Consider the following 26,459-nt stretch of genomic DNA (forward strand, 5'->3'; position numbering starts at 1 on the left):
ATGGTTTGTCCTTCTTTTCAAGGAACTTGTCTCATAGGATAAAAAAGAGACAATCGAAAGTGATGGGTGCGGAGGGGTCATATGAAACGTTCAAATGAATCCGCTTTTCAGCTTGCCTTTGTATATGTAGGAACAGTGGTTGGAGCTGGGTTTGCGACAGGAAAAGAAATCGTAGAATTTTTTGTTCGTTTTGGCTGGATTGGATTGATCGGGATTTTGATTAGCGGTGTTATTTTTACCGGCCTTGGCGCAAAAATGATGCTGATTTCCAAACGAATTGAAGCGGAGTCTTATCAAGATATGAATCGGTTTTTATTTGGAGCTGCTGCGAGTCGATATATTAACATCGTCATGTTTTTTATCTTACTAGGTGTGACGTCAGTGATGATTTCTGGCGCAGGCGCTATTTTTGAAGAACAACTTGGCATCTCAAAAGAATATGGTATTTTTTTAACGATTATTTTAAGTGTCATTGTCCTTTTTAAAGGTTCAAAAGGGTTATTTGGTGTCAATGTACTTGTCGTTCCCATGCTGATTTTCTTTTCGCTGATTGTGTTTCTAGACTCATTTGTGTTTAGTAGCGGTGAAAGCCACGTTCTGGGGCTGCAAATGGGAGAGGGCGAATGGATGTTGTCTGCGATTTCATATGGTGCATTTAATTTAGCGCTGTCTCAAGCCGTATTAGTGCCGGTTGCAAACGAAATGACATCCGAAGCCGTGATAAAAAAAGGAGCGGTGCTTGGGGGTCTGATGTTGACACTCATTCTGCTCGCCTGTTTTTTATCCCTTTCTTCATTAGACATGCTGGAAGCGTATGATATTCCGATGGCCCAAGTGGTGTATCAAGTCGCAAACTCCATTCATCTCATCTATTTATTCGTGATCTTTGGTGAAGTCTTTACATCCGTTATAGGGAATTTATACGGTCTCGAAAGACAGGTGAGGGCGTATATTCGATTGAACAGTATGTATACGATATCCTTTATTCTGCTTTGCTGTTATGTCATCAGTAAAATTGGATACGGTACACTCATTTCAACGGTTTACCCTGTTTTTGGCTATGTCAGTATCTTTTTTATCCTCTTTCTTTGTCTGAAAAAAGTGCCTGCATCACGTGATAAGTAAAGAAGGGATAGCTTGTACACCAATTATGTGGTACACTATCCTCTGTGAAAATTGAACAAAAATCCGTGAAAACGGGAGAGGTTCTAGCAAAACCCTCTATAAAAAACTAAGGACTTGCCGTATCCTTGGATGTGGCATTTTTTATTTTTTATGGCTGGGACACCTCATACACATGTAAAGGTGTCTTTTCTTTTGAGAAAAATAGGGGTTTTCATGAACCTTTCAGATGCAGCTTTGTGCGGAGGTACGGGTCTGCAAAAGGAGGAAAAGGAAAAATGAAAAATGAAAAAGCGGTCGTTGTCTTTAGCGGGGGACAGGACAGTACGACATGTTTACTATGGGCACTTCAACAATTTAAAGAGGTTGAAACGGTAACCTTTCATTATAATCAGCGTCATCAAGAAGAAATTGATGTCGCCAAAAGAATTGCTGACAAGCTAGGTGTGAAAAATCATCTATTAGATATGTCTCTTTTAAATCAGCTTGCACCCAATGCCTTAACAAGAGATGACATTGATATTGAAGAAAAAGAAGGAGAACTGCCTTCCACATTTGTTCCGGGGAGAAACTTAGTTTTCTTATCCTTTGCATCCATTCTTGCGTATCAAATTGGAGCACGTCATATTATTACGGGTGTGTGCGAGACAGACTTTAGCGGCTACCCAGATTGTCGAGATGAGTTTGTGAAATCTTGTAACGTCACCGTGAATTTGGCAATGGAAAAACCATTTGTCATCCATACGCCGCTCATGTGGCTGAATAAAGCTGAAACGTGGAAGCTGGCTGATGAACTGAATGCGCTAGATTTTGTGAAAAATGAAACACTCACTTGCTATAATGGCATCATTTCTGATGGCTGCGGGGAATGTCCTGCATGTAAGCTTCGGAAAAATGGCTATGACACTTATATGGACATGAAGGAGGCGAACTAAATGCTTTCTCAAATCTATCCACAGACGAATCATCCATTTTCGTTTGAATTAAATAAAGATATGCATGTATCGGCAGCCCATTTTATCCCGAGAGAAGATGCTGGCGCTTGTAGCCGCGTACATGGTCATACGTATACGATTAACATTACGATTGCAGGAGATCATCTAGATGATTCAGGTTTCCTTGTGAATTTTAGCACGCTAAAAAAACTCATTCATGGACAGTACGACCATACACTGCTCAATGACCATGAAGAATTCTCATCAAATGATCCATACGCGATGCCAACCACTGAGGTTGTCGCAAAGACTGTGTATGATAAAGTCGCAGCATATTTATCGACTTTAGCGAACAAACCAGTATGTGTTCAAGTTTTTGTCAGAGAGACACCAACAAGCTACTGCATTTACCGTCCGAAACGAGTTGAGCTCAATGACTAAAGCGATTCCTGTCTTAGAAATCTTTGGTCCAACCATTCAAGGAGAAGGAATGGTCATTGGCCAAAAAACCATGTTTGTCAGAACGGCTGGCTGTGACTACTCTTGCAGCTGGTGTGATTCATCTTTTACATGGGATGGATCAGCTAAGCATGATATTCAGTGGCTTCAGGCAGAGGACATTGTAAAAGAGCTGAAGAGAATAGGTGGAAAGGCTTTTTCTCATGTCACCATTTCAGGTGGGAATCCTGCGCTTTTAAAACAAATGGAATCACTTATTGATTTATTGCATGAAGAAGGAATTGATACGGCGCTTGAAACGCAGGGAACGATGTATCAAGATTGGTTTTTGAAGATAGATGATTTAACCATTTCTCCAAAACCACCAAGTTCAAATATGAAAACAGATTTTACGAAACTTACACGTATGATAGATGAATTGAAAAATGGAAACAGATTGCAACATGCAAGCCTGAAGGTCGTGATCTTTGATGATCTTGATCTAGCCTATGCAAAGGATGTTCATGCGAAATACCCAGAACTCCCCTTTTATTTGCAGGTGGGAAATGATGATACAACAACAGCTGATGATGCGTACCTATTGACGCACTTATTAAAGAAATACGAAATGCTTGTAGATCAAGTAGCGCAAGACCCTGATTTGAATCGTGTGAGAGTCTTACCACAACTGCACACGCTATTGTGGGGAAATAAACGAGGCGTATAGAAAGGAAGAAACAAAATGACGACAAGAAAACCAGAAGAATTAGAAGGTGTCACTTTACTAGGAAACCAGGGGACCAATTACTTGTTTGACTATGCACCACAAGTGCTTGAAACGTTCCCGAATAAACATACGAATAGAGATTATTTTGTGAAATTCAACTGCCCAGAATTCACATCACTTTGCCCGCAAACAGGGCAGCCAGATTTTGCGACTGTGTATATCAGCTACATCCCAAATGAAATCATGGTCGAAAGTAAATCATTAAAATTATATTTGTTCAGCTTCCGTAACCACGGTGACTTCCATGAGGATTGTATGAATATTATCATGAACGACCTCATTGAATTAATGGACCCAAGATATATCGAAGTATGGGGCAAATTTACACCAAGAGGCGGTATTTCAATTGATCCGTATACGAACTACGGAAAACCTGGGACAAAGTATGAAGAGATGGCATCGTATCGTATGATGAATCACGATATGTATCCAGAAACGATTGATAATCGCTAATAAATAAGAAAAGACATGTGGATGACATGTCTTTTTTTATGGAATAGATTATGATGTCACATAAAAAAAGAGAAGAGTCATGTCACTCTTCTCATACCAATAGGAATAGAACTTGCTAGGACGGCTGGGGGCTACCAGCTCGTATGTATAGTATACACGACAGAACGTATGTTTGTAAAGGTGTATCATGCTTTTATTCTTCATATATTTACTTTAAGATAAAATTGAAACGAGCGAATGAAAATGGAGGCGTTTGTGTTGGCAAACAAAGAAGACAAAACAGAGAAGCTGCTAATGGAATTAAGGGAAGAGCTTCAGATGCTTGAACATCAAAACAAAGAACGATATAAATGGAGTGCCTCCACATTACTTGGAGTGATCGCCCTTTTAATTGATAAAGGCGTGATAACACCTGAAGAAGTTGATATGTACAAAACAAAAGCGGAAATGCAAACCTTTCACGCGCAAAAAGACTGACGCCACTTTAAATGGTTGTCAGCCTTTTTCATATGTGATGGTCAAAAGAGAACAGAGCTGTCACACGAGTCAGCTTTGCTGTGTATATCTTTATGTAACGGTAGTCTGAATTGAGGATTGCAAATTAATGTACGGAGTCTTTGATGATTTTATAGTTTTTATGATTAACGACTGTTAGTGAATCCAGTTCTAAATCTCTATAGTTGTCCATAATGGTGACATCCACAATAACAGAGTTTTCATTCACTTTTTCAACTACACCTGTTAAACCATTTCTAAATTCGATCACATTCCCAATTTTTGCAATCTTCAACCGATCCCTCTCCTTTAAAAACAGATTTCATTCCCTATTAAAAAGTATTTTGCAATATTTTCATACCAATGTAAAGGATAAAGACGTTTTTCTTTCGTTTTCGTTGTACGCTTTGAAAACGAATGGTATATTTAATATTTGATCAAGGCTGAAAAGGAGCGATTTTTTTGACTGAAGAACACATCAACACAATACTAGAATCATTACGGAATGGTATTGAAAAACAAGTGACCATTCAAAAGGATGATTTTTTAACATTTCGTTCTGTATTGGTCAATCAAGATGATTTTAAACATTTTCGCGGAATCGCCAAGCATGGTGGAGATGTTATTTTTGAATATCTTAAAGAAGCAAGAAGCTAAAGCTTTTTCTCATTCATGAGAAAAAGCTTTTTATTTTGGTTCTTTTGTCACACTTCAAACCAGCTTGATACATATGAAAAGAAAATGTAATAACCCATAATCAGGAGCATAAGGATGATTATAGGCTAAAAAGAGACTATATTAAACGCTTACATTACCAGTTCGTGCGTATTTCAACTAGGACATGCCATTTAATGACGGAATTTGGACAGGCATGAAAATCTTTGTGCGTGAAAATAGAAGAAGCTCTTGTTAGAGTGGACAAGTATCTTACGGCCTACATTAATTAAGGGAGGAATGAGGCGAATGATCAAAATTCATACAGCTCTTTTTGCCATCCTTATGCTCATCTCAGCGATCAAGATGGACAATATACAAGAGCAAGAGGGCACATTAAGTCAGAAACTTGAACAAGCACCTGAAAAGCATCAGCTTTCATATATAGATCAAGATAATAAGCATACCGTGATTCCAGCGTTTTCAGAGGAGAAACATCAGCCGAAAGTGAAAATGCTAAGCACGTCAACAGAGGAGAAGGCATCAAAACCGAAGCCGAAGAAAAAGGAAACGGCAAAGCCAGCAAGCTCAAGAAATCAATCACACTATTCTAATGAAGAAATGGACTTGCTTTCTCGGTTGGTACATGCCGAAGCAAAAGGTGAATCTTACGCAGGGAAAAAAGCTGTAGCAAGCGTCGTCTTAAACCGCGTGGAACACCGCTCTTTTCCTGACAGTGTCAGAGGCGTGATTTATCAGCGAAATGCCTTCCAGCCCGTATCAAATGGAAGTATCAATGATAAGGCAGACCAGGATTCCGTAAAAGCTGTGAAGCAGGTTGTCAAAGAAGATGACAGAACAACAAAGGCGATTTATTTTTATAATCCAAAAACGGCGACAGATAACTGGATTCGTTCTCGTAAAATTGTAGAACGCATTGGCCGTCACGTGTTTGCAGTGTAAAGAAAAGCAGCGATCAATCAGTCGCTGTTTTTTTGTCTTCAATTATTAAAATATTTTCAGGACTTGTCTCATAGAATGTGAAAAGAATTTGCTTTTAGACAAGGGGAGGCTACATGAATCGATTTGTAAAAGGGGTCATTCTGCTATCTGTCGCAGCTTTCATTGCTGAGTGTATCGAGTTTTTAGTCAATATGATTTTAGCGAGAGAGCTTGGAGAACATGGAATGGGTTTATATATGAGCATCCTTCCCATCATCATGCTTGTGCTTGTGATCGCCAGCTTAGAGCTGCCAGTCTCTATTTCTAAATTCATTGCAGAATCGCATGAGCGGCTTCATAAAAGTATGCTTCGCCATGCATTTAAAATGACGCTTGTGGTGACATGCACAACAACGACAATAGCAGCCATTGTACTGCCTTTCATTCCTGTATTTCAATCGTATCATCCGCTGATGAAGGGCTTGGTTCTGTCACTTATTCCAATCATCGCATTTACGTCCATTGCACGCGGCTATTTTATGGGCAAGCAGCAAATGGGTAGAATTGCTCTAGCCAATATGCTGAAAAAAACGATCCAGCTTATCTGTTTGTTTTTGTTTTTTCATTGGTATTCGTTTGATATTGAAACAGCGGTGCTTATCGCGATTGGTGTGATTGTTGCAAGTGATCTCGTCGTCTTTATCTATTTATATTCCCAATACGTCATGGCGAAAAATGCTGTGAATGTCAGATCGGTTGAGTTAAGAGGAATTGACGTCAGAAAACGTTTGTTAGCAGTCTCCATTCCGACAACAGGTATGCGTATCTTTCATGCCATTGCCAATGCGATTGAACCGTTTTTGATCAAAGGAGCCCTCGTTGCAGCGGGCATTTCTGGTACGCTTGCTGTTGATCATTACGGAATGCTTGCTGGCGTAGCGATGTCGATCGGTTTTTTTCCGGCGTTTATCGCTCATTCCATTATGATTGTGATGATTCCGAATGTATCAGAAGCCTATGCCTTGGGGCATTATAATCTCGTGAAAAAACGTGTCAGACAAGCGATTCTCATTACGTTTGGCTATGGGGTGCCAGCCGTGATGATCATGTATTATTTCGCTTATCCGCTCACGCAGCTCTTTTTTGACTCACCTCAAGCAGCCGTCTACTTGCAGCTGCTATGGCCTTATTTCTTATGCCACCTGTTCGTCATGCCGTTTCAAGCGTGCTTAATTGGTATGGGTCTCATTAAAGATGTGTTCCTACATAATATATGGGTGCACGTGGTGTCGTTCTCTATGGTGTATTTTCTAGGATCCATCGAATCCTTAAATATGATGGGCGTTATCTTAGGAATGAACACGGGGATGCTGCTTTTAACGGCTCTGCATTATGCAACGATTTGCAAGGAACTCGGCGTCTCCATGTTTCTTACATTGAAAAAAGCTTGAATGTCATGTGCGGCTAGCGGGCAAGCTATAGGAAAATCAAGAAGGAAGATGCTGATGAATCGTAAATATCTACCCGCCAGTCTTCTCGTGATGACCCTTCTTTTATTTCTGATGAACATAGAGGCTGAAGCAAAAGAGCCTGTCATGGCGCCGAGGATAGAAGCTCCTACATTAACAGGTGAAACGCAGGTGATCCCGGTGAAAGGGAAGCGGACCATTCTGCATTTTTGGACAACGTGGTGCCCGTCCTGCAAAATGGAGCTGCCAGCCTTTGAACAGATCGTAAAAGAAAATCAAAGTGATGTAGACATACTGACTGTGAATTTACTTGGTGCTGAGCAAAGCAAGCATGCAGTTGCCCAATTTGTGAAAGACAGAAAGTTTACATTTCCGATCGTTCTCGATGAACACGGAGAAATGATGAAGAAATACCAAATTATTACGATCCCAACGACTTTTTTCATCAATGAAAAGGGTGAAGTGGTCAAAAACCATGTAGGTCCGCTGACGAAAAAACAAATCAAAGAGTGGACAAATTCGTAGAACACAAGCTTTCTGTAAGAACCAATGGGCGATCCGTTGGTTCTTTTTTGTGTTCAATTACCTTTCAGATGAATAAAATGTGCTCAGAAAGAGGAAGAAATGTCGGACACTAATAATGATAATTATTATCAAAAAGAAATTATAATAATTATTAATTGAAAATTGATCAGAACCTGTTATAATGAGTTACAGACCTATAAAAAGCTTGAAATAGCAGAAAATATAGATGATAAACGGAACGGGCAACGATTGATAATGTGAAAATCATTATCAATTAGAGAGGAGAAAGTAATCATGAATGAGAATACAGCACTTTATCAAACGACAGATCAAAAGGGATCCAACTCGCTCTTTCAAAAATGGGCACAGCACGGAGAATTAATCGCAGCAGGTATTTCGGGGATTCTCATCTTGATTGGATGGTTTCTAAAGGATGAAACGATGTGGAGTATTCCTCTTTTCATTCTTGCTTTTGTTATTGGTGGTTTTGCAAAGGCAAAGGAAGGAATTGAAGAAACCATTTCATCCAAGACATTAAATGTAGAACTTTTAATGATATTTGCTGCGATAGGCTCAGCGATCATTGGCTACTGGGCAGAGGGCGCCATTTTAATTTTTATTTTTTCGCTTAGCGGTGCGCTAGAAACGTATACGTCAAATAAAAGTAAAAAAGACTTAACGGCCTTAATGAGTATCGCTCCAGATGAAGCCACTTTAATTGAAGAAGATGGCACCACCATCCAAATCGCTGCTTCTTCACTTACACCAGGCGACCGTATTTTAATCAAAGCGGGCGAACGAATTGCAGCAGATGGTGTGATCATGAGCGGAAGAACAAGTGTAGACGAATCTGCCTTAACGGGTGAATCGGTGCCTCAGGAAAAAGGGCAAGGGGAAGATGTGTTTGCAGGAACAGTGAATTTAAATGGTTCATTAACAGTAGAAGTAACAAAACATAATGAAGAAACACTTTTTCATAAAATCATTAAGCTGGTGGAATCTGCACAAGAAAGTGTATCGCCAAGCCAAGCGTTTATTGAAAAATTTGAAGGTGCATATGTAAAAGGTGTGCTCATCACTGTAGCGATTTTAATGTTCCTGCCTCATTTTGTACTTGGCTGGAGCATGAGTGAAACGTTTTACCGTGCGATGGTGTTTATGGTGGTTGCCTCGCCTTGTGCACTTGTTGCCTCAATTATGCCAGCAGCTCTTTCACTCATCTCAAACGGTGCAAGAAACGGTATGCTTGTAAAAGGAAGTGTCTTTTTAGAAAAACTGGGCACAAGTACGATGATTGCATTTGATAAAACGGGTACGATTACAAGTGGAAAACCAGCTGTTGAAAAAGTGGTCTTGACAAAAGGGCAAGATGAATCGACCTTTTATCAAGCGCTCTATCAAATTGAAAGTCAGTCAAACCATCCATTAGCTAAAGCCATTTCTGATATGGCAAAAGAGCATCATACAGAGCGGGCAGCCCACGTAACCATTGAAGAAACATCAGGTTTTGGTGTGGAAGCACAATTAAATGAGGACACATGGCGGATTGGGAAGAAAGATTTTGCCGGAAAAGCTTCAATGGATCGTGACATTGAAGAGAATGGTGATGTTCTTTCATCCAAAGGATATACAGTTGTCTATGTTCAAAAAAATCAAGAAGTCGTCGGCTGTCTCGGTTTGAAAGATCAAATCAGACCTGAAGCTAAAAAAATGATTCAGGAGCTGAATGATTTAGGCATCCAAACCGTTATGCTCACAGGGGATCAGCAAAAAACAGCTGAAGCGATTGCAGAGGAAGCAGGCATCCAAACCGTTGTCGCTGAATGTCTTCCAGATGAAAAGGTACACGAAGTCAATCAACTGAAAAAACAAGGTGATTCGATCATTATGGTCGGAGATGGAATCAATGATGCACCTGCACTCGCCACAGCGGATGTTGGCGTCGCAATGGGCGGAGGCACCGATGTTGCTTTAGAAACAGCAGACCTCATTTTAATGAAAAATAACTTAAACAATCTGACAAAGATGATCCGTCTTTCAAGAAAAATGAACCGAATCATTAAACAAAACATCATCTTTTCATTAACAGTTATTTGTTTGTTAATCTGTGCGAATTTCTTACAAGTACTTGATTTACCTTTTGGTGTCATTGGACATGAAGGCAGTACGATTTTGGTTATTTTAAACGGACTTCGTTTGCTTCGTGCTTCTTAAGCAAATCATAAAAGCGCACTGGCTTTAGGTCAGTGCGCTTTTGTGCGAAATACAGTGAAAACTGATACAATAGATCAGTAGTCAAACGTGTGAGGAGGATCACGATGAATCGAATGAAAAACTTGTCTTCTTGGCTTAAGAAAAAAGACATTCAAGGTGCATTTATACATACAAAGGAGAATGTATTCTATCTATCTGGATACTTCACAGAGCCGCATGAAAGAGTGATGGGGCTGTTTGTTTTTGAGGAAGCAGATCCATTTTTCATTTTGCCTAAGATGGAAGTTGAGCAAGCAAAAAATGCGGGATGGGCTGGAGATCTCATTGGATATGAAGACCATGAAAACCCCTTTGATTTCATACAAAAGGCACTAGAAAAACGAGGAGTAAAAGCGACTCGCCTAGCGATTGAAAAAGAATCCATTCCTTTGCAAAGAGCAGAGCAGCTCCAAGCTGTCACTGGGGCAGAAACATTTGTCCGGGCAGAAGATGTGCTCAATCAGCTAAGACTAATTAAAGACGAAGCTGAAATTGAAACATTGAAAAAAGCTGCTCAATTGGCAGACGAAGGCGTCAAAATTGGGGTTCATGCCCTAAAAGAAGGGGTGACGGAAACCGAGGTTCTTGCTGTCATCGAATATGAACTGAAGAAAAAAGGCGTTCAGGGCATGTCCTTTTCAACCATGGTACTATTCGGAGAAAAATCAGGAGAACCTCATGGAAATCCGGGGCAGGCAGCCTTGAAAAAAGGTGATTTTGTTTTATTTGACCTCGGCGTGATTGTGGATGGCTATTGTTCAGATATTACAAGAACCTTCATTTATCAAGAAGCGTCTGAACAACAAAAAGATATTTACAACACCGTCTTGAAAGCCGAATTGGCAGCACTTGATATGAGCCAGCCGGGTGTGAGAATTGGTGACCTTGACTTAAAAGCAAGAGGGCTGATCGCAGAAGCAGGATATGGCGAATACTTCCCGCATCGTCTAGGGCATGGACTCGGGGTTTCTGTACATGAGTTCCCTTCTATGAGTCAAGCAAATGATGACCTTCTAAAAGAAGGGATGGTCTATACGATCGAGCCGGGTATTTATGTACCAGGAGTCGGCGGGGTTAGAATTGAAGACGATGTTCTCATTACAAAAGATGGCCCAGTCACCTTAACCAATTATCCAAAAGAGTTGACGATCATCAAGTAATGAAAAAAATCACGATGAACGTCCAAGTATTGGGAGCGTCATCGTGATTTTTTTGTCACTCTTTGCGATCCTTATCAACAAAAAAATCATCAATTGATTGAAACGGCTTGATTTTATGTTCTTTTCCTGAAGGATGTAGTGCGAATCGAGCAGAAAACAAAATAGTCAAACATAATATGATCCATATGATAATACCCATCTTGAATTCCCCTTTCCACCCAGTGATTTGTTCAGCTCACATACATCTTAAAGTATGAAACGCTTACCATATCAAGAGAAAGTAGGAGAAAAAATGCCTAACATAAGGGATATTGCGAAAAGAGCGGGTGTATCTGTTACCACCGTATCACGAGTGATGAATGATCATCCTTATGTCAAAGAAGAAAAGCGAGAGCGCGTACTTAGTGCGATGAAAGAGCTCAAATATACACGGAATATTCAGGCAGTGCATTTAGCAAAGGGCTATTCCAATATGCTTGGAATTGTACTTCCGACAATTGATCACTCCTATTTCAGCGGAATTGTCACAGGGATTGCAGAGAAAGCACAGGAGTGCGAAATGCATTTTGCATTGTTTCAAACAGGATATGACCCATTAAAGGAAAAAGAAGCATTAATGAGCTTAAAAGAGCAGCGTGTGGATGGTTTAATCTTTTGCTCAAATGCGTTAAGTGATCGAGACATTTTAAAGTGGCAGGAATCTGGTCCTATTATCTTTTGTCATCCTACTCCGCATGATACATGTTCATCGGTATCGATTGCGCATGATCAGGCTTTTAAGGAAGGGCTTGAACACTTAGCGGCATGCGGTCATGAGCGAATCGCAATCGTTCTTGCTAGAACAGAAGGGGAAAATAGCCAAGTTCGAATTCAGACTTATCAAGAAATGATGCGGTCGCTTGGGCAGGACATTGATGAGGACTGGGTCATTGAAGGAAAACTAACCATTTTTGATGGCAAGCAATTATTTACAGAATGGAAAGAGATGAAAAATCGTCCGACAGCCTTACTGATTACAAACGATGATGTCTCAGCAGGTTTTTTACTAGAGGCACAGCGTCACCAAATAAACGTTGGAGAATCACCAGCTATACTTGGCTTTCAAAACGATCAATTGAGTGAAGCATTGGGGATTTCTAGTATAGACATTCCCCTCAAACAAATGGGGCAGGAAGCATTTGACTTGTTTAATCGAGTGTTACAAGGTGAGGCACCAGAAAAAAGGGTGCTTTCATATCGACTCGTTGAGCGCACAACGACTATTTTGAAAAACAATCGTTGACGCACGTTTCATCTGTTTTGTACGATAAGAAGGATTGAATAAGAAGGAGGTGGGGATGTTCATGGAATCCTTCACCGTTGATAAAGCGTTAAATAATAATGTCATCATCGCAAAACACCCTTCTTTAGGCGAAGTGGTCCTGATTGATAAAGGGATCGGCTTTGGGAAAAAATCGGGTGACGTTCTCGATCAAGCGGCATTTGAGAAAATGTTTGTGTTAAAGAATACAAAAGAGCAAACAGAATACAAACAATTGCTGCACCACATTAATGAGGACATGATTGAGCTTGCCAATGACGTCATTTATCATATACGAGAAAAAATGGGGCATCGTTTAAATGAGCATATTCATATTGCGCTGACAGATCATATTGCCTTTAGTTTTAAGCGAGTTAAGCAAGGCTATGATATCACCAATCCTTTTATGCTTGAAACGAAATCCTTATACCCGAAAGAATACGAGGTCGCAAAGGAAGTCGTGGAACTGATAAATGCGAGGCCAGATGTTGAAACAAAGCTGCCCGAAGGAGAGATTGGGTTTATTGCGCTCCACATTCACTCTGCTTTAACGAACCGGCCTTTATCCGAGGTCAACCGTCATTCGCAGCTCATGACACAAATGGTCCAAGTCATAGAAGATGCATTTCATATGAAAGTAGATAGAGAAAGTATTCATTATTTACGCTTACTGCGCCATATTACGTTTTCGATTGAGCGTATTAAACGGGAAGAATCATTAGAGGAGCCAGAAAAGTTGCTTCATCTATTGAAAAATGAATATCCTTTATGCTACAATACTGCTTGGAAAATGATCAAAATTTTGCAACATGCATTGAAAAAGCCTGTACAAGATGCCGAAGCTGTCTATTTGACACTTCACCTGTACAGATTGACGAATAAAATTTCATAGTTTCCTTGAAACGTGTAACTGATTCGATCAGGCATGAGTGACTTAAGGTAAATACAGGATAAGATCCTGTTATTTGCGCAACCTTATATCACCATGCCTTTTTTGTGTTCCGAAAGTGAAATGTAAACGGTTAATTATGAAATGTACGTCAGTGTGTAATTGAAATGCATGTTGTAAGCGAAAACAAAAGGAGGTTCAACCAGTGTTTAAATCACTTTTTGGTGTGTTGCAAAAAATTGGACGAGCACTTATGCTTCCAGTTGCGATCCTTCCTGCTGCTGGTATTCTACTAGCACTCGGAAATGCGATGCAAAATCCGCAGCTGATTGATGTCGCTCAATTTTTAAGCAATGATACAATTCAGCTTGTTGCTAGTGTTATGGAGAATGCGGGGAATATTGTCTTCTCGAATCTTCCACTCCTATTTGCTGTAGGGGTTGCCATCGGTCTTGCCAATGGAGACGGTGTGGCAGGGATTGCCGCGATTATCGGTTACCTTGTCATGAACGTAACGATGAGTGCCGTATTAATGGCCAACGGTTCCATTCCATCCGATTCAATCAAATTGGCTAAGTTCTTTAAGGAAAGTCATCCAGCGTATGTGAATATGCTCGGCATACCGACCTTGTCTACCGGCGTTTTTGGCGGGATTATTGTCGGGGTATTAGCCGCTTATATGTTTAATAAATTTTACAAAATTGAGCTCCCGCAATATCTTGGCTTCTTTGCTGGTAAGCGTTTTGTTCCAATCGTTACGTCGATTTCAGCACTTATTTTAGGGCTTTTGATGCTCGTCATTTGGCCGCCAATCCAAGGTGCATTGAACTCATTTTCAACTGGACTGCTTGCAGCGAATGAGCCGCTAGCTGCCTTTGTATTCGGTGTCATTGAACGCTCATTAATTCCGTTTGGTCTGCACCACATATTCTACGCACCATTCTGGTATGAATTTTTTAGCTATAAGAGCTTATCAGGAGATATTATCCGTGGTGACCAGCGTATTTTCATGGCGCAAATCAAAGATGGTGTTCAGCTGACAGCCGGGACATTCATGACAGGGAAATATCCGTTCATGATGTTTGGACTTCCAGCAGCAGCACTTGCGATTTACCATGAAGCAAAACCTAAGAATAAAAAACTTGTAGCAGGAATTATGGGGTCAGCGGCCCTTACTTCTTTCCTAACAGGGATCACTGAACCGCTTGAATTCTCATTCTTGTTTGTTGCACCGATATTATTTGCGATTCACTGTGTATTTGCTGGATTATCCTTTATGATAATGGATATTCTAAACGTGAAAATCGGGATGACCTTCTCAGGAGGGTTAATCGACTTCTTCCTATTTGGTATCCTGCCGAATAGAACCGCTTGGTGGCTTGTTATTCCAGTCGGTCTCGTACTGGCTGTCATTTACTACTTCGGATTCAGATTTGCGATTCGCAAGTTTAATCTGAAAACGCCAGGACGAGAAGATGAAGCAGCTGACGGTGCAAGCAGCGCTCAATCTGGAAAAGGCGATGACTTACCTTATGAAATTCTTGAAGCAATGGGTGACCAAGAAAACATTAAACACCTAGATGCTTGTATTACGCGTTTACGTGTCACTGTAAATGATCAGAAAAAAGTGGATAAAGACCGCTTGAAAAAGCTTGGCGCTTCAGGTGTCCTTGAAGTAGGGAATAACATCCAGGCCATCTTTGGACCACGCTCTGATAATTTAAAAACACAAATGCAAGACATTATTGCAGGGCGCACACCTCGACCAGCGAAAGACCCTTCTGCAAAAGAAGAAGTCAGTCAGCAGGTTGAAGAAGTCATTGCAAAACCGCTTCAAAACGAACAAGGGGAAGAAACGTTTGCTTCACCAATTACAGGGGAGCTGCATCCAATTACAGATGTGCCAGATCAAGTATTCTCAGGGAAAATGATGGGTGACGGTTTTGCTATCTTGCCAAAAGAGGGAACAGTGGTTTCACCAGTAAGAGGAAAAATCTTAAATGTGTTCCCAACAAAACACGCCATCGGCCTCCAGTCTGATGGTGGACTTGAAATCTTGATTCACTTCGGGATTGATACAGTCAGCCTCAAAGGAGAAGGATTTGAAGCATTTGTACAAGAGGGAGACCAAGTAGAAATCGGTCAAAAACTTTTAGAGGTTGATATTGATAAAATTAAGTCAGAAGTACCATCTTTAATGACACCAATTGTATTTACAAACTTAAGTGAAGGACAATTTATTGACCTTCAAGAATCCGGTGAAATCAAAGCTGGCCAAGAAAACATCATGAAAATTTCAAAATAATTTTCATAACTGCCGTTCTTGTTAGATGACAAGCTCGGCAGTATGATATAATATTGTGGATGTATGAAATGTATAAAAAGGAGATTGATAAAAATGGCTCAACAAACATTCAAAGTAACTGCAGATTCTGGAATTCACGCACGTCCTGCAACAGTTCTTGTACAAACTGCTAGTAAATATGATGCTGATATCAACTTAGAATATAATGGTAAAACAGTGAACCTGAAATCTATTATGGGTGTAATGTCTCTAGGAATTGCGAAAGGTGCTACAATCACAATCTCTGCTTCTGGTTCTGATGAAAATGATGCACTTGCTGCGCTAAAAGACACAATGAAAAATGAAGGCCTAGGCGAGTAATGCAACAACTGAAAGGAATCGGTGCTTCAGCAGGCGTTGCGATTGCAAAAGCATATCGTCTAGAAGAACCAGATTTAACAGTTCACCAAAAAGACATCAATGATCCAGAGACAGAAGTGAAACGCTTTGAAGAAGCAATTCATGTTTCAAAGCAAGAACTTGAAGCAATTAAAGAGCATGCGCTAAAAGAACTTGGCCAAGATAAAGCGGATATTTTTTCTGCACACCTTCTTGTGTTAAGTGATCCAGAGCTGCTCAACCCAGTGAAGGATAAAATCACATCGGATAAAGTAAATGCTGAATTTGCTTTAAAAGAAACAGCGACAATGTTTGTTACAATGTTTGAAGCAATGGACAATGAATATATGAAAGAACGTGCAGCGGATATTCGCGACGTTACCAAACGTGTCACTGGTCATTTGCTAGGCGTTGACATTCCAAACCCAAGTATGATTTCTGAAGAAGTCATTATCATTGCTGAAGATTTAACACCTTCTGATACAGCTCAGCTGAACAGACAATTCGTCAAAGGTTTTGCGACAGATATCGGTGGTCGTACTTCTCACTCAGCGATTATGGCTAGATCAATGGAAATTCCAGCAGTTGTTGGGACAAAAGAAGCAACAAAAACGGTGAAAAACAATGATCTGATCATTGTTGATGGTATTAGTGGAGACGTCATCATTCAGCCTTCTGAAGATGAAGTGAAAGCGTATCAAAAAAAGCATGAAGACTACTTAGCTCAAAAAGCGGAATGGGCGAAACTTGTTGACCAGCCAACGGTCACAAAAGACGGCGTTCACGTAGAGTTAGCTGCGAATATTGGAACACCTGAAGATGTGAAAGGTGTACTTGAAAATGGCGGCGAAGCAGTTGGATTGTACCGTACAGAATTTTTATACATGGGCAGAGATCAGCTCCCAACAGAAGAAGAGCAGTTCGATGCGTATAAAACCGTTTTAGAGAAGATGGAAGGCAAAGCAGTGGTTGTCCGCACACTAGATATTGGTGGCGATAAAGAACTTCCTTACTTGCAGCTTCCAAAAGAAATGAACCCGTTCCTTGGCTATAGAGCGATCCGCCTTTGCCTTGAAGAGCAGGAGATTTTCAGAACACAGCTACGCGCGTTACTTCGTGCAAGTACATATGGAAACTTGAAAATCATGTTCCCTATGATCGCGACGTTATCAGAATTTAGAGAAGCAAAAGCTATTTTACTTGAAGAAAAAGAAGCATTGGTTGCTGCTGGTACAGAAGTATCTGATTCCATTGAAATCGGAATGATGGTAGAAATTCCATCAACAGCTGTTATCGCAGATCAATTTGCAAAAGAAGTAGATTTCTTCAGTATTGGAACAAATGATTTGATTCAATACACAATGGCTGCTGATCGAATGAACGAACGAGTGTCTTATCTTTACCAGCCATACAATCCAGCTATTTTACGCCTCATAACGCTTGTGATTGAAGCAGCGCATAAAGAAGGTAAATGGGTTGGCATGTGCGGTGAGATGGCAGGAGATGAAATCGCAATCCCGCTCTTACTTGGATTAGGATTAGATGAATTTTCAATGAGCGCAACATCGATTCTTCCAGCAAGAACGCAGTTAAGCAAGCTTTCTAAGGAAGAAGCTGCATCATTTAAAGAGCATATCTTATCACTGAGCACAACTGAAGAAGTGGTTGATTTCGTGAAAAAAACGTTTCAACATAACTAGGTGATGTAAACCAGACAGGTCAAACTGTCTGGTTTTTTTGTCGAATTTTATCATAATCAGTCATATCGCATGAAGAGAAGGGCATCCTAAAATAAAAAATGGAGGTGACCAGTTTGTCTTTCTCTAACTATAAGCCAGGTGATCAAGTATATGTCATTTATCGAAATCCACATGCAGCCAATGTCGCACAAATTAAAGAAGCGGAAATCGTTTCACACCCTTACAATGAACAAGAGCTTGCGCTATTTCTACTTGAAACATATCACCCATTAGCCCCTGATGATGCCGTATTTCCAACATACGAAGAAGCAGAAGCCCTTTATCAAGATCTGTTTGAATAAGGGAGATTTTAGAAAGGATAGAAGCCATCCTGAGAGGTTAAAGTAACGGTATGAACCTATAAGGTAAGGATGTGCTAAATATGATCAAACCGTTCGTTCCCCAGCTTGTGTATATTGAACCTCGGGCGCTAGAGTACCCATTAGGACAAGAGCTGAAAGAAAAGTTTGAAGGCATGGGAATTGAAATTAGAGAAACAACCTCACACAACCAAGTGAGAAATATTCCGGGGAAAAATGATTTGCAAAAGTACCGTAATGCAAAGTCGACGCTCGTTATCGGTGTGAGAAAAACCTTAAAATTTGATACATCTAAACCATCTGCAGAGTATGCCATTCCTTTTGCGACAGGATGCATGGGGCATTGCCATTATTGCTACCTGCAAACGACTATGGGGAGTAAGCCGTACATTCGCACATATGTCAATGTAGAAGAGATCTTAGATCAGGCTGAACAGTACATGAACGAGCGTGCGCCTGATATCACACGATTTGAAGCCTCGTGTACATCTGATATCGTCGGAATTGACCATTTGACTCACACACTCAAACGAGCGATTGAATACTTTGGTCAAACCGATCTTGGCAAACTACGCTTTGTTACGAAATTTCATCATGTAGACCATTTGTTAGATGCAAAACACAATGGACGAACAAGATTCCGCTTTAGTATCAATGCCGATTATGTCATTAAATATTTCGAACCTGGAACATCACCACTCGATCAGCGGATTGAAGCGGCTGTAAAGGTAGCAAAAGCAGGCTATCCACTTGGCTTTATTATTGCCCCTATTTACATTCATGAAGGGTGGCAAGAGGGCTATAAAGTCCTATTTGAAAAACTCGATGCAGCTCTCCCTGAAGAAGTGAGACAAGATATCACCTTTGAAATGATTCAGCACCGTTTTACAAAACCGGCGAAGCGTGTCATCCAAAAAAACTATCCAAAAACAAAACTAGAACTAGATGAAGAAAAGAGAAGATATAAGTGGGGTAGATACGGAATTGGAAAATATATCTATCAAAAAGACGAAGAACAAGAACTTAGACAGACATTAGAATCATATATCGAACAGTACTTTCCGTCTGCAAAAATTGAATATTTTACTTAAAACAAGTCATTATGGCTTGTTTTTTCTATTTAAATTTTCTTACAACTATTGAATGCGGTACCAATTTTGCCGATATACACATTAAGATGCGAAAGTAGGATGTAGGGGTGATGAGATGTTTAAGAAACTTCAAGTGAGAATAGCTGTTTTCATTTCAGTTATTTTAATTTTAACCGTTGTCGCAGTTCAAGTGGGTTCCAATTTAGTATTAAGACCATTGATTGAACGAGATGCGAAAACAACGACAGCAGCAACGGCAGAAAGCATGAGAGACATCATAGCACTAAAGCTTGAGAATTACGGTGATACGATTAACAAATTGGCAACAAGTACACTTACTGAAGATTTTGCACAGAAACAAACAAAGCAGACATTGGCATTTGAAAACGATGAATTAAAAGGATTGCAGGAGCAGGATGAACTCATCTCGCTTGCCTATATAGGAACAAGTGATGGTAAAATGTTCGCTTTCCCGGAGTCCGATTTTGGTGAAGGGTATGATCCGTCTAAACGAGACTGGTATATTCAAGCAGCTGAAAAGCCTGACGAAGTCCTATGGACAGATCCGTACATTGATAAAGCAACAAATGAAATGGTCGTTTCAGCCACGAAGGCGATCGTACGAAACGGGAAAGTAGTCGGTGTCGCTGGACTTGACTTGAAACTGGCTTCCATTCAGTCTTATATAAAAGAACAAAAGATTCCTTATATGGGAACGGCTTTCTTAGTTGACGGCACAGGGACCATTTTGGCACATCCAACAGAGCAAGGAAAAAATATCTCAAAAGTCGCTTCTGTGAAAAAAGCGATCGACAACTCGGGTATTGATGATGACAAACAGCTGACCGTCATCTCAAAAATTAAAGAGGCAAACTGGACGATCGGTGTGAGCTTCGAGAAAAAGAAACTTCTTTGGATCACTGAACAAATGAATCAGACAAGTATCATTATTTCTGTCATTGCCATTATACTTGCCATGATTCTAAGCTACTTATTGGCTAGAAGCATTACAACACCAATTAAACGCCTCATCGAGCATGTTCGTAAAGTGTCTGAAGGCGATTTAACCAGCTCGCTTGAGTCGAAGTCTCAGGATGAGATAGGTTTCCTCACGAAAAGCTTTAATCAAATGACTGAAGGCATCAGGGATTTAATTGAAAAAGTGAAAGAGTCTTCAGATCAGGTTGTGAAATCAACGGATGAAGTGACACAAATTTCAAACGAGACCTTGCTATCTAGTGAACAGATTGCAACGGCTATTCAAGAGGTCGCTGTAGGAGCGACGAAACAAGCATCAGAAGCGGAAACCATTAATGAAAAATCAGAGCATTTGTATGAAAAAGTTCGTCATATGGGTGAGCTTGCCACGCAAATGCAAACCAACTCAAAATCATCGGAAGATGCAAGCTATAGAGGACTTGATGCTCTTGGTCTGCTCGTCCAAAAATCAACACAAGCGAATGAAGAATCGAAGAAGGTAGAGCAAATGCTGCTTGACCTTGAGCATAAAACAAAAAATATTGAAAACGTCGTAACAGCGATCTCTGAAATCTCAGATCAAACGAATTTACTCGCACTGAATGCAAGTATTGAAGCAGCGAGAGCAGGAGAAAGCGGAAGAGGATTTGCTGTTGTTGCAGAAGAAGTCAGAAAGCTGGCTGAACAATCTGCAGAATCAACGAAACATATTAGTGAAACCGTAAAACTCATTCAAGATGAATCGAAAAAGGCAGCTGAAGCGATGACAGCAGCAAGCAAAATGAATGAAGAACAAGGTGATGCCATCAATTCAACAGGTGAGGCACTCAGCAGTATCACAATGGAAATGCAGGCACTTGTCGGCTCCATTGACAGCATTCATACACAAATCAATGAAATGACTGAAGAACAGCAGAAAATGAATGATTCCATTCAAAGTATTGCGGCCATTTCACAAGAATCCGCCGCTTCAGCTGAGGAAGTACATGCTTCCACAGACGAACAAGTACAAGCTTTAGAAAGAACGAAAACATCAACAGAAATGTTGAACGAATCAAGTCAGGCACTGCGTCAGGCAGTCAATCGGTTTAAACTATAATCTTGCAGAAAAGAACCTTGCCATGTGAGCAAGGTTCTTTTTGTATGATAAAATATGAACAGAGGAGGGTGTCAACATGCATGTTAATCTATCTGGAAAAAAAGCATTGGTCGCTGCAAGCAGTCAAGGTATCGGTAAAGCCATTGCCTTTCATCTTGCAAAAGAGGGAGCAGATGTGATGCTCTCGGGAAGACATGAGCACACGCTGCAAGAAGCGGTCAAAGAATTATCCCCGCTTGTAAAAGGGAAGCTGACGTATCAAGTATGTGATGTATCTGATGCCGTGCAAATTAAAGCGCTTGTCGTCGCAGCAGCAGGTGATGAAAAACGTCTTGATATACTCGTGAACAATACAGGCGGTCCTCAAACAGGAACACTTGAAACCTTAACAGATGAAGATTGGATGGAATCATTTCAGCTTCATTTACTCAGCTATATTCGGTTATTAAAAGAAGGCTTGCCGTATTTAAAAAAACAAGGTGCACGAGTGTTAAATATTGCATCTATGTCGGTCAAAGAACCGATCCCAGGCTTGATGCTGTCGAATACATTTAGACCGGCCATTACCGGCTGGACAAAAACAGCTGCCCAGGAGCTTGCCAAAGATGGCATTTTGATCAATACCTTAGCCCCCGGGAAAATTGAAACAGAGCGCGTGAAACAGTTGGACAAACACCGTGCACAAGAGGAGCAACAATCGGTTGAAGAGATCAAAGCACAAGCTGAACGTATGATTCCGCTGGGCCGTTACGGACAGCCAGAGGAATTTGCAGCATATGCAGCTTTTCTTTTATCTGAAGCCAATACATATATGACAGGTCAAACCCTCATCATTGATGGTGGATTGACAAAGTCTCTATAAGGAGGAGTTCTTGATGGCACAAATCAAAACAGTTGGTTTTATTGGAATCGGTGTAATGGGACGTAGTATGGCAGGGCATTTAATGGATGCTGGCTACGAAGTTCTCGTTTATACAAGAACAAAAGCAAAGGCAGACACATTGGTTCAAAAAGGTGCTCTTTGGAAATCGACCGTGAAGGAGATCGCAAAGGAGGCAGATGCCGTCATCACAATGGTCGGGTATCCATCAGATGTAGAAGAAGTCTATTTAGGAGAAGATGGACTCGTGGAACATGCTGCGCCTGGTACATACCTCATTGATATGACCACATCGAAACCTCAGCTGGCAAAAGAAATTGAAGCGAAAGCGAAGGAAAAAGGACTATTTGCATTAGATGCGCCGGTCTCTGGCGGAGACGTTGGAGCCCAAAACGGCACGCTTGCAATTATGATTGGCGGAGAAAAAGCAGCCTATGAAGCATGCCTGCCGCTATTTCAGCAAATGGGCGAAAACATTCAATATCAAGGACCTGCAGGAAGTGGTCAGCATACAAAAATGTGTAACCAAATTGCTATCGCAGCAGGGATGGTAGGTGTCGCTGAGGCAATGGCCTATGCGGAAAAATCAGGACTTGATCCAGAGCAGGTACTTAAAAGCATCACAACAGGAGCAGCCGGCAGCTGGTCTTTGTCAAACCTTGCACCAAGAATGCTGAAAGGTGATTTCGAGCCAGGATTTTATGTGAAGCATTTTATTAAGGATATGGGCATTGCACTTGAAGAAGCAGAGCTGATGAGAGAAGAGATGCCAGGCCTGTCACTAGCGAAGTCATTATATGAAAAGCTCAGCGAACAGGGCGAAGAAAACAGCGGAACACAAAGCATCTATAAATTATGGGTGAAATAAAAAAAACTGCTCCGCCTAGGTGGAACAGTTTGTAGCGTGTAAACAAGCCCTCACATTGCTGAAAAAAGAAGACAAACTAAAAACCTGTCCCGAAAAGAGACAGGTTTTTTTGATCTTATTTTCCGATGAATTGCTGCGTCCAGTAGTTACCAGATTTCACATAACCTACACCAATATGTGTATAGTTTTTGTTTAAAATGTTCGCTCTGTGACCTTCACTGTTCATCCAAGCTGTTACTACTTCTTGAGGTGATCTTTGACCTTGCGCAATGTTTTCACCTGCTGTTTTGTACGTGATACCAAATTGCTTCATTTGATCAAATGGAGATCCGTAAGTTGGGCTTGTATGAGAGAAATAGTTTTTATCTTTCATATCTTGTGATTTAGCGCGAGCAGATTTGCTTAATTTAGAATCAACAGAAAGAGCTTTTAAGCCTTGTTTTGCACGCTCTTTATTTGTCAGCTCAACCACTTCTTGTTCAAATGCATTTAAGCTGCTGTCTGCTTTTGTTGCAGTTGTGTCTTTTTGATCAGATTTTGAGCTGTTGTTCGTTGTGTTTTCTTTTGCTGGTGTGCTTGGTTTAGAAGCAGCTGGTTTTTTCACTGATTCTTGTTTTTGCTCATTTTTTGCTTTGTTTACTTCTTTCACCACTTTTGTTCCAGTAACAGGTTGACCACTTTTGATCAGCTTGTTTAATAGAGCTTCGATCTCTTTTTGATTTGAAGTGCTTAGCTTGTTTACATCTGAAGAGATATGTAATTTTGCAGCTAATGTATGAAGATCAATGGCTTGATGCTGTACGTTTATGACTTGTTTCAGGTTAAGCTCTTTCGCATCAGCTGAATGCCCTCCAGTGAACGTGATCAATGCAGCAGCTGTCAGCGCTGAAAAAATGAATGATTTCTTTTTCATTTTGTAACTCCTCCTAAAATCTTTGTTTTGTTTTCTCACAGAAAATCATAACATGGACTTTTTGTTATAAACGTACCAGCATCCTCCATTGACAACGCCCATTTGTCATTTTTGTTAAAGTCATAGAAAGAATCTCCTCATATCAATGAATGGAGAATCTTTCTATTTAAAGAAAACGACATAAACATACCAATATTTTAAAGTGTTAGTATATTTTTTTGCAGAATAGGGATTGACAGCTTTTTTTCACTTGTTTCGCTGTAACAACTATTACAAAAGTGTTACAATAATGAGTGGTAATTGTAAAAGATTGAAAGGATGAGAGGAGCTACATAAGTGGGAGAGAAACAGCATCAAGGTGCTGCCGAGCAGAAAAAAATGAAGCGCCGGAACGCCTGGAGAATTAATCTCTTTTTCTTCGCTGTATTTAGTTTATTTGCTGGACTTGTCATCAAGCTCGGTGTGCTGCAAATCGTCAATGGTGAGGATTATAAAAAGCAAGCCAACCGAACTGAGGTCAAAACAGCATCATACCCGTCTCCAAGAGGAAAAATGTATGACGCGAGAGGAAGAGTCGTTGTTGATAACGAAAGTGTACCTGCCATCGTTTATACATCAGAAAGCGGTGTGAAAGCGGAGGATAAGATTAAAGTAGCAAGAAAACTTGCGACTTATATAAAAATGGATACAGATTTTTTGAGAGAGCGTGACATTCGAGATTTTTGGCTGGCAAGCCATCCGAAAGAAGCGGATAAGCTCATTTCAAAAGCAGAGCAAAAGAATCTTAAAGCAAAAGATGTCTATCCTCTTCAAGTAGAGCGTGTGCCTAAGAAAGAAATCAAGGCGATCGAAAAAGATGCAGAGGAAAAAGCAGTTGCAGCGATCTATCGCAGGTTTACAGGCGGATATGCCTTTGAACCTCAAATCGTGAAAGCAATGGACCCGAACGAAGAGAAAAAAGGGGACGAAAAAGTTGCGTTGCTTGATGAAACAAAAGAATCAAAACAGACATCATCCGTAAGTTTGACATACGAAGAGATCTCACTAGTATCAGAGCATCTTGATGAACTGCCTGGTGTAAATGTCATCAATGACTGGACAAGGAAATATCCGTATGAAAAAACCCTCTATAATGTCCTTGGCGGTGTCACCACCCCAGAGCAAGGCATTATAAAAGAGCGTGAAGATTACTATATGGCAAGAGGTTACTCGAGAAATGACCGAGTAGGAAAAAGTTATTTAGAATATCAATATGAAGATTTTCTCAATCCAGAAAAAGCAACTGTTCAATATACACAGGTCGGCGGAAAACTGCTTGATGAAATCAAGCGGACAGAAGGACGAAGAGGACTTGACCTTGCACTCACATTTGATATGGAGCTGCAAAAGGAAGTCGACAAAATCGTTGAGTCAGAGCTAAGATCTGCTAGTGCAAGAAACTATATGATGGACCGTGCCTTTGTTGTGATGATGGACCCTAACACAGGTGATGTTCTCGCGATGTCAGGGAAGAAAATGGACGGAAGAGACGTCACAGATTATGCGATCGGAACATTTACGACACAGTATGAAATGGGCTCTGTTGTCAAAGGAGCTACTGTCCTCTCTGGTTATCAAGATGGCATGTCACACAACCAATCCTATATGGATACACCGCTGTATTTTGCGGGAAGTGGAGGAAAGCCGAAACAGTCTTACAAAGTTCTTGGATGGGTTAACGACCTTCAGGCACTCCAAAAGAGTTCCAACGTTTACATGTTCCAAGTAGCGATGAGAATGGCAGGGATCACCTATCAAAAGGATGGCCCGTTACCAGCAAGACCTGAACACTTACAAAAAATGAGAAACTACTATGCTCAATTCGGTCTTGGCGTAAAAACAGGCATCGATTTGCCGCAGGAATCAAGCGGAATGCAGACGCATCCTAAGACAGTCGGCGGACTCTTACTTGATGAAGCGATTGGCCAGTATGACACGTATACACCGCTTCAAGTCGCACAATACATGTCGACCATCGCAAATGGAGGTAACCGTATTCAGCCAAGAGTGGTGAAAAGTGTTCACTTCCCAACGAATAAGGAAGAAGTAGGTCCTGTTGTGAAGAAATATGAGCCGAAGGTGCTGAACACCATTAACAACTCGAAAGCAGATATCGACCGCGTCAAAATGGGACTAAAAATGGTCACATCAACAGGCGGGACTGCCGCTGGCCGGTTCGGTCAGCATGATGTCGCAGGGAAAACGGGTACAGCCCAAACCTTCTACTATGGTGCCAACCGGAGCTGGTGGGGGAATGCCACGTACAATTTAACCTTTGGAGGATATTATCCTTCTTCCAATCCGAAAGTGGCATTTAGTGTCGTCACACCGTATGTATCAGATAAAGATCCTGTCATTAAAACCATTCCAAGTAAAATTGTTGATAAGTACGTTGAATTACAAAAGAAATATGAAAAGCAATAAACA

Annotated in this window: 25 protein-coding genes and 1 riboswitch; of the genes, 23 read left to right on the plus strand and 2 right to left on the minus strand. The window is 40.7% G+C overall.

The window, feature by feature from the left end:
- Positions 1-81 precede the first annotated feature (81 nt).
- The 6 genes from MHI58_RS06615 to MHI58_RS06640 all read left to right on the plus strand — a co-directional run bounded on the left by MHI58_RS06615 (position 82) and on the right by MHI58_RS06640 (position 4,212).
- Positions 82-1,125, plus strand: coding sequence for a membrane protein (locus tag MHI58_RS06615; RefSeq protein ID WP_045035132.1), 1,044 nt, complete (start codon positions 82-84; stop codon positions 1,123-1,125).
- 71 nt (positions 1,126-1,196) lie between these two features.
- A riboswitch (PreQ1 riboswitch) is annotated at positions 1,197-1,241 on the plus strand.
- A 159-nt stretch (positions 1,242-1,400) separates the two neighbouring features.
- Entirely contained in the window at positions 1,401-2,057 is a 657-nt protein-coding gene (queC, locus tag MHI58_RS06620; RefSeq protein WP_008348090.1) for a 7-cyano-7-deazaguanine synthase QueC, read from the plus strand.
- Entirely contained in the window at positions 2,058-2,498 is a 441-nt protein-coding gene (gene queD / locus MHI58_RS06625) for a 6-carboxytetrahydropterin synthase QueD (RefSeq protein WP_039169139.1), read from the plus strand.
- On the plus strand, positions 2,491-3,222 hold the full coding sequence (gene queE / locus MHI58_RS06630) for a 7-carboxy-7-deazaguanine synthase QueE (protein ID WP_368004401.1): 732 nt from the start codon (positions 2,491-2,493) through the stop codon (positions 3,220-3,222). The genes queD and queE overlap by 8 nt, the downstream gene beginning before the upstream one ends.
- 15 nt (positions 3,223-3,237) lie before the next feature.
- Positions 3,238-3,735: a preQ(1) synthase gene (queF, locus tag MHI58_RS06635; protein ID WP_003211403.1), complete on the plus strand. Its 498-nt coding sequence runs from the start codon at positions 3,238-3,240 to the stop codon at positions 3,733-3,735.
- A 258-nt stretch (positions 3,736-3,993) separates the two neighbouring features.
- Positions 3,994-4,212 (plus strand): hypothetical protein, encoded by a 219-nt coding sequence (locus MHI58_RS06640; RefSeq protein ID WP_017367128.1) that lies wholly within the window; start codon positions 3,994-3,996, stop codon positions 4,210-4,212.
- Between the two features lie 124 nt (positions 4,213-4,336).
- On the opposite strand, the gene MHI58_RS06645 is transcribed toward MHI58_RS06640, so the two are convergent.
- Positions 4,337-4,525, minus strand: coding sequence for a DUF2187 family protein (locus MHI58_RS06645; RefSeq protein ID WP_003211747.1), 189 nt, complete (start codon positions 4,523-4,525; stop codon positions 4,337-4,339).
- A 167-nt stretch (positions 4,526-4,692) separates the two neighbouring features.
- On the opposite strand from MHI58_RS06645, the gene MHI58_RS06650 reads away from it, so the two are divergent.
- The 16 genes from MHI58_RS06650 (at position 4,693) to MHI58_RS06725 (ending at position 23,080) form a co-directional block, all read left to right on the plus strand.
- Entirely contained in the window at positions 4,693-4,887 is a 195-nt protein-coding gene (locus tag MHI58_RS06650) for a hypothetical protein (protein WP_045035133.1), read from the plus strand.
- 306 nt (positions 4,888-5,193) lie between these two features.
- A complete protein-coding gene (locus MHI58_RS06655) occupies positions 5,194-5,847 on the plus strand; it encodes a cell wall hydrolase (RefSeq protein ID WP_045035134.1) in 654 nt (217 codons plus the stop codon).
- Between the two features lie 113 nt (positions 5,848-5,960).
- A complete protein-coding gene (locus tag MHI58_RS06660; protein ID WP_045035135.1) occupies positions 5,961-7,277 on the plus strand; it encodes a polysaccharide biosynthesis protein in 1,317 nt (438 codons plus the stop codon).
- A gap of 54 nt (positions 7,278-7,331) precedes the next feature.
- Positions 7,332-7,820, plus strand: coding sequence for an endospore biogenesis thiol-disulfide oxidoreductase StoA (gene stoA / locus MHI58_RS06665; RefSeq protein WP_045035136.1), 489 nt, complete (start codon positions 7,332-7,334; stop codon positions 7,818-7,820).
- Positions 7,821-8,114: 294 nt separating this feature from the next.
- A complete protein-coding gene (locus MHI58_RS06670) occupies positions 8,115-10,034 on the plus strand; it encodes a heavy metal translocating P-type ATPase (protein WP_045035137.1) in 1,920 nt (639 codons plus the stop codon).
- A gap of 104 nt (positions 10,035-10,138) precedes the next feature.
- Positions 10,139-11,233, plus strand: a complete 1,095-nt coding sequence (locus MHI58_RS06675; protein ID WP_045035138.1) for a Xaa-Pro peptidase family protein — start codon at positions 10,139-10,141, stop codon at positions 11,231-11,233.
- A 292-nt stretch (positions 11,234-11,525) separates the two neighbouring features.
- Positions 11,526-12,515: a LacI family DNA-binding transcriptional regulator gene (locus MHI58_RS06680; RefSeq protein WP_045035139.1), complete on the plus strand. Its 990-nt coding sequence runs from the start codon at positions 11,526-11,528 to the stop codon at positions 12,513-12,515.
- 55 nt (positions 12,516-12,570) lie between these two features.
- Positions 12,571-13,425 (plus strand): transcription antiterminator, encoded by an 855-nt coding sequence (locus MHI58_RS06685; RefSeq protein ID WP_017359435.1) that lies wholly within the window; start codon positions 12,571-12,573, stop codon positions 13,423-13,425.
- Positions 13,426-13,627: 202 nt separating this feature from the next.
- Positions 13,628-15,727: a glucose-specific PTS transporter subunit IIBC gene (ptsG, locus tag MHI58_RS06690; protein WP_024719659.1), complete on the plus strand. Its 2,100-nt coding sequence runs from the start codon at positions 13,628-13,630 to the stop codon at positions 15,725-15,727.
- A gap of 93 nt (positions 15,728-15,820) precedes the next feature.
- Positions 15,821-16,087 carry a phosphocarrier protein HPr gene (locus MHI58_RS06695; protein WP_045035140.1) on the plus strand — a complete coding sequence of 89 codons (267 nt, stop codon included), beginning with the start codon at positions 15,821-15,823 and terminating at the stop codon, positions 16,085-16,087.
- Positions 16,087-17,805: a phosphoenolpyruvate--protein phosphotransferase gene (gene ptsP, locus MHI58_RS06700; RefSeq protein WP_008348058.1), complete on the plus strand. Its 1,719-nt coding sequence runs from the start codon at positions 16,087-16,089 to the stop codon at positions 17,803-17,805. The genes MHI58_RS06695 and ptsP overlap by 1 nt, the downstream gene beginning before the upstream one ends.
- Positions 17,806-17,903: 98 nt before the next feature.
- Positions 17,904-18,146: a transcriptional regulator SplA domain-containing protein gene (locus MHI58_RS06705; protein WP_034646394.1), complete on the plus strand. Its 243-nt coding sequence runs from the start codon at positions 17,904-17,906 to the stop codon at positions 18,144-18,146.
- Between the two features lie 80 nt (positions 18,147-18,226).
- On the plus strand, positions 18,227-19,255 hold the full coding sequence (splB, locus tag MHI58_RS06710; protein ID WP_007498710.1) for a spore photoproduct lyase: 1,029 nt from the start codon (positions 18,227-18,229) through the stop codon (positions 19,253-19,255).
- Between the two features lie 115 nt (positions 19,256-19,370).
- Positions 19,371-21,332, plus strand: coding sequence for a methyl-accepting chemotaxis protein (locus MHI58_RS06715; protein ID WP_035392234.1), 1,962 nt, complete (start codon positions 19,371-19,373; stop codon positions 21,330-21,332).
- Between the two features lie 76 nt (positions 21,333-21,408).
- Positions 21,409-22,194: an SDR family oxidoreductase gene (locus MHI58_RS06720; RefSeq protein ID WP_045035141.1), complete on the plus strand. Its 786-nt coding sequence runs from the start codon at positions 21,409-21,411 to the stop codon at positions 22,192-22,194.
- A 13-nt stretch (positions 22,195-22,207) separates the two neighbouring features.
- The gene (locus tag MHI58_RS06725; RefSeq protein WP_045035142.1) at positions 22,208-23,080 is read left to right on the plus strand and encodes an NAD(P)-dependent oxidoreductase; all 873 of its coding nucleotides are present in this window, start codon (positions 22,208-22,210) and stop codon (positions 23,078-23,080) included.
- A 115-nt stretch (positions 23,081-23,195) separates the two neighbouring features.
- Here MHI58_RS06725 and MHI58_RS06730 read toward each other — a convergent pair whose 3' ends face one another.
- Entirely contained in the window at positions 23,196-23,993 is a 798-nt protein-coding gene (locus MHI58_RS06730) for a CAP domain-containing protein (protein WP_007498701.1), read from the minus strand.
- Positions 23,994-24,329: 336 nt separating this feature from the next.
- On the opposite strand from MHI58_RS06730, the gene MHI58_RS06735 reads away from it, so the two are divergent.
- Positions 24,330-26,456 (plus strand): penicillin-binding protein 2, encoded by a 2,127-nt coding sequence (locus tag MHI58_RS06735; protein ID WP_045035143.1) that lies wholly within the window; start codon positions 24,330-24,332, stop codon positions 26,454-26,456.
- The last annotated feature ends 3 nt before the right edge of the window (positions 26,457-26,459 follow it).

This window comes from Bacillus sp. FSL K6-2869, assembly GCF_040869405.1.
In the GTDB taxonomy this organism is placed as follows: domain Bacteria; phylum Bacillota; class Bacilli; order Bacillales; family Bacillaceae; genus Bacillus; species Bacillus altitudinis.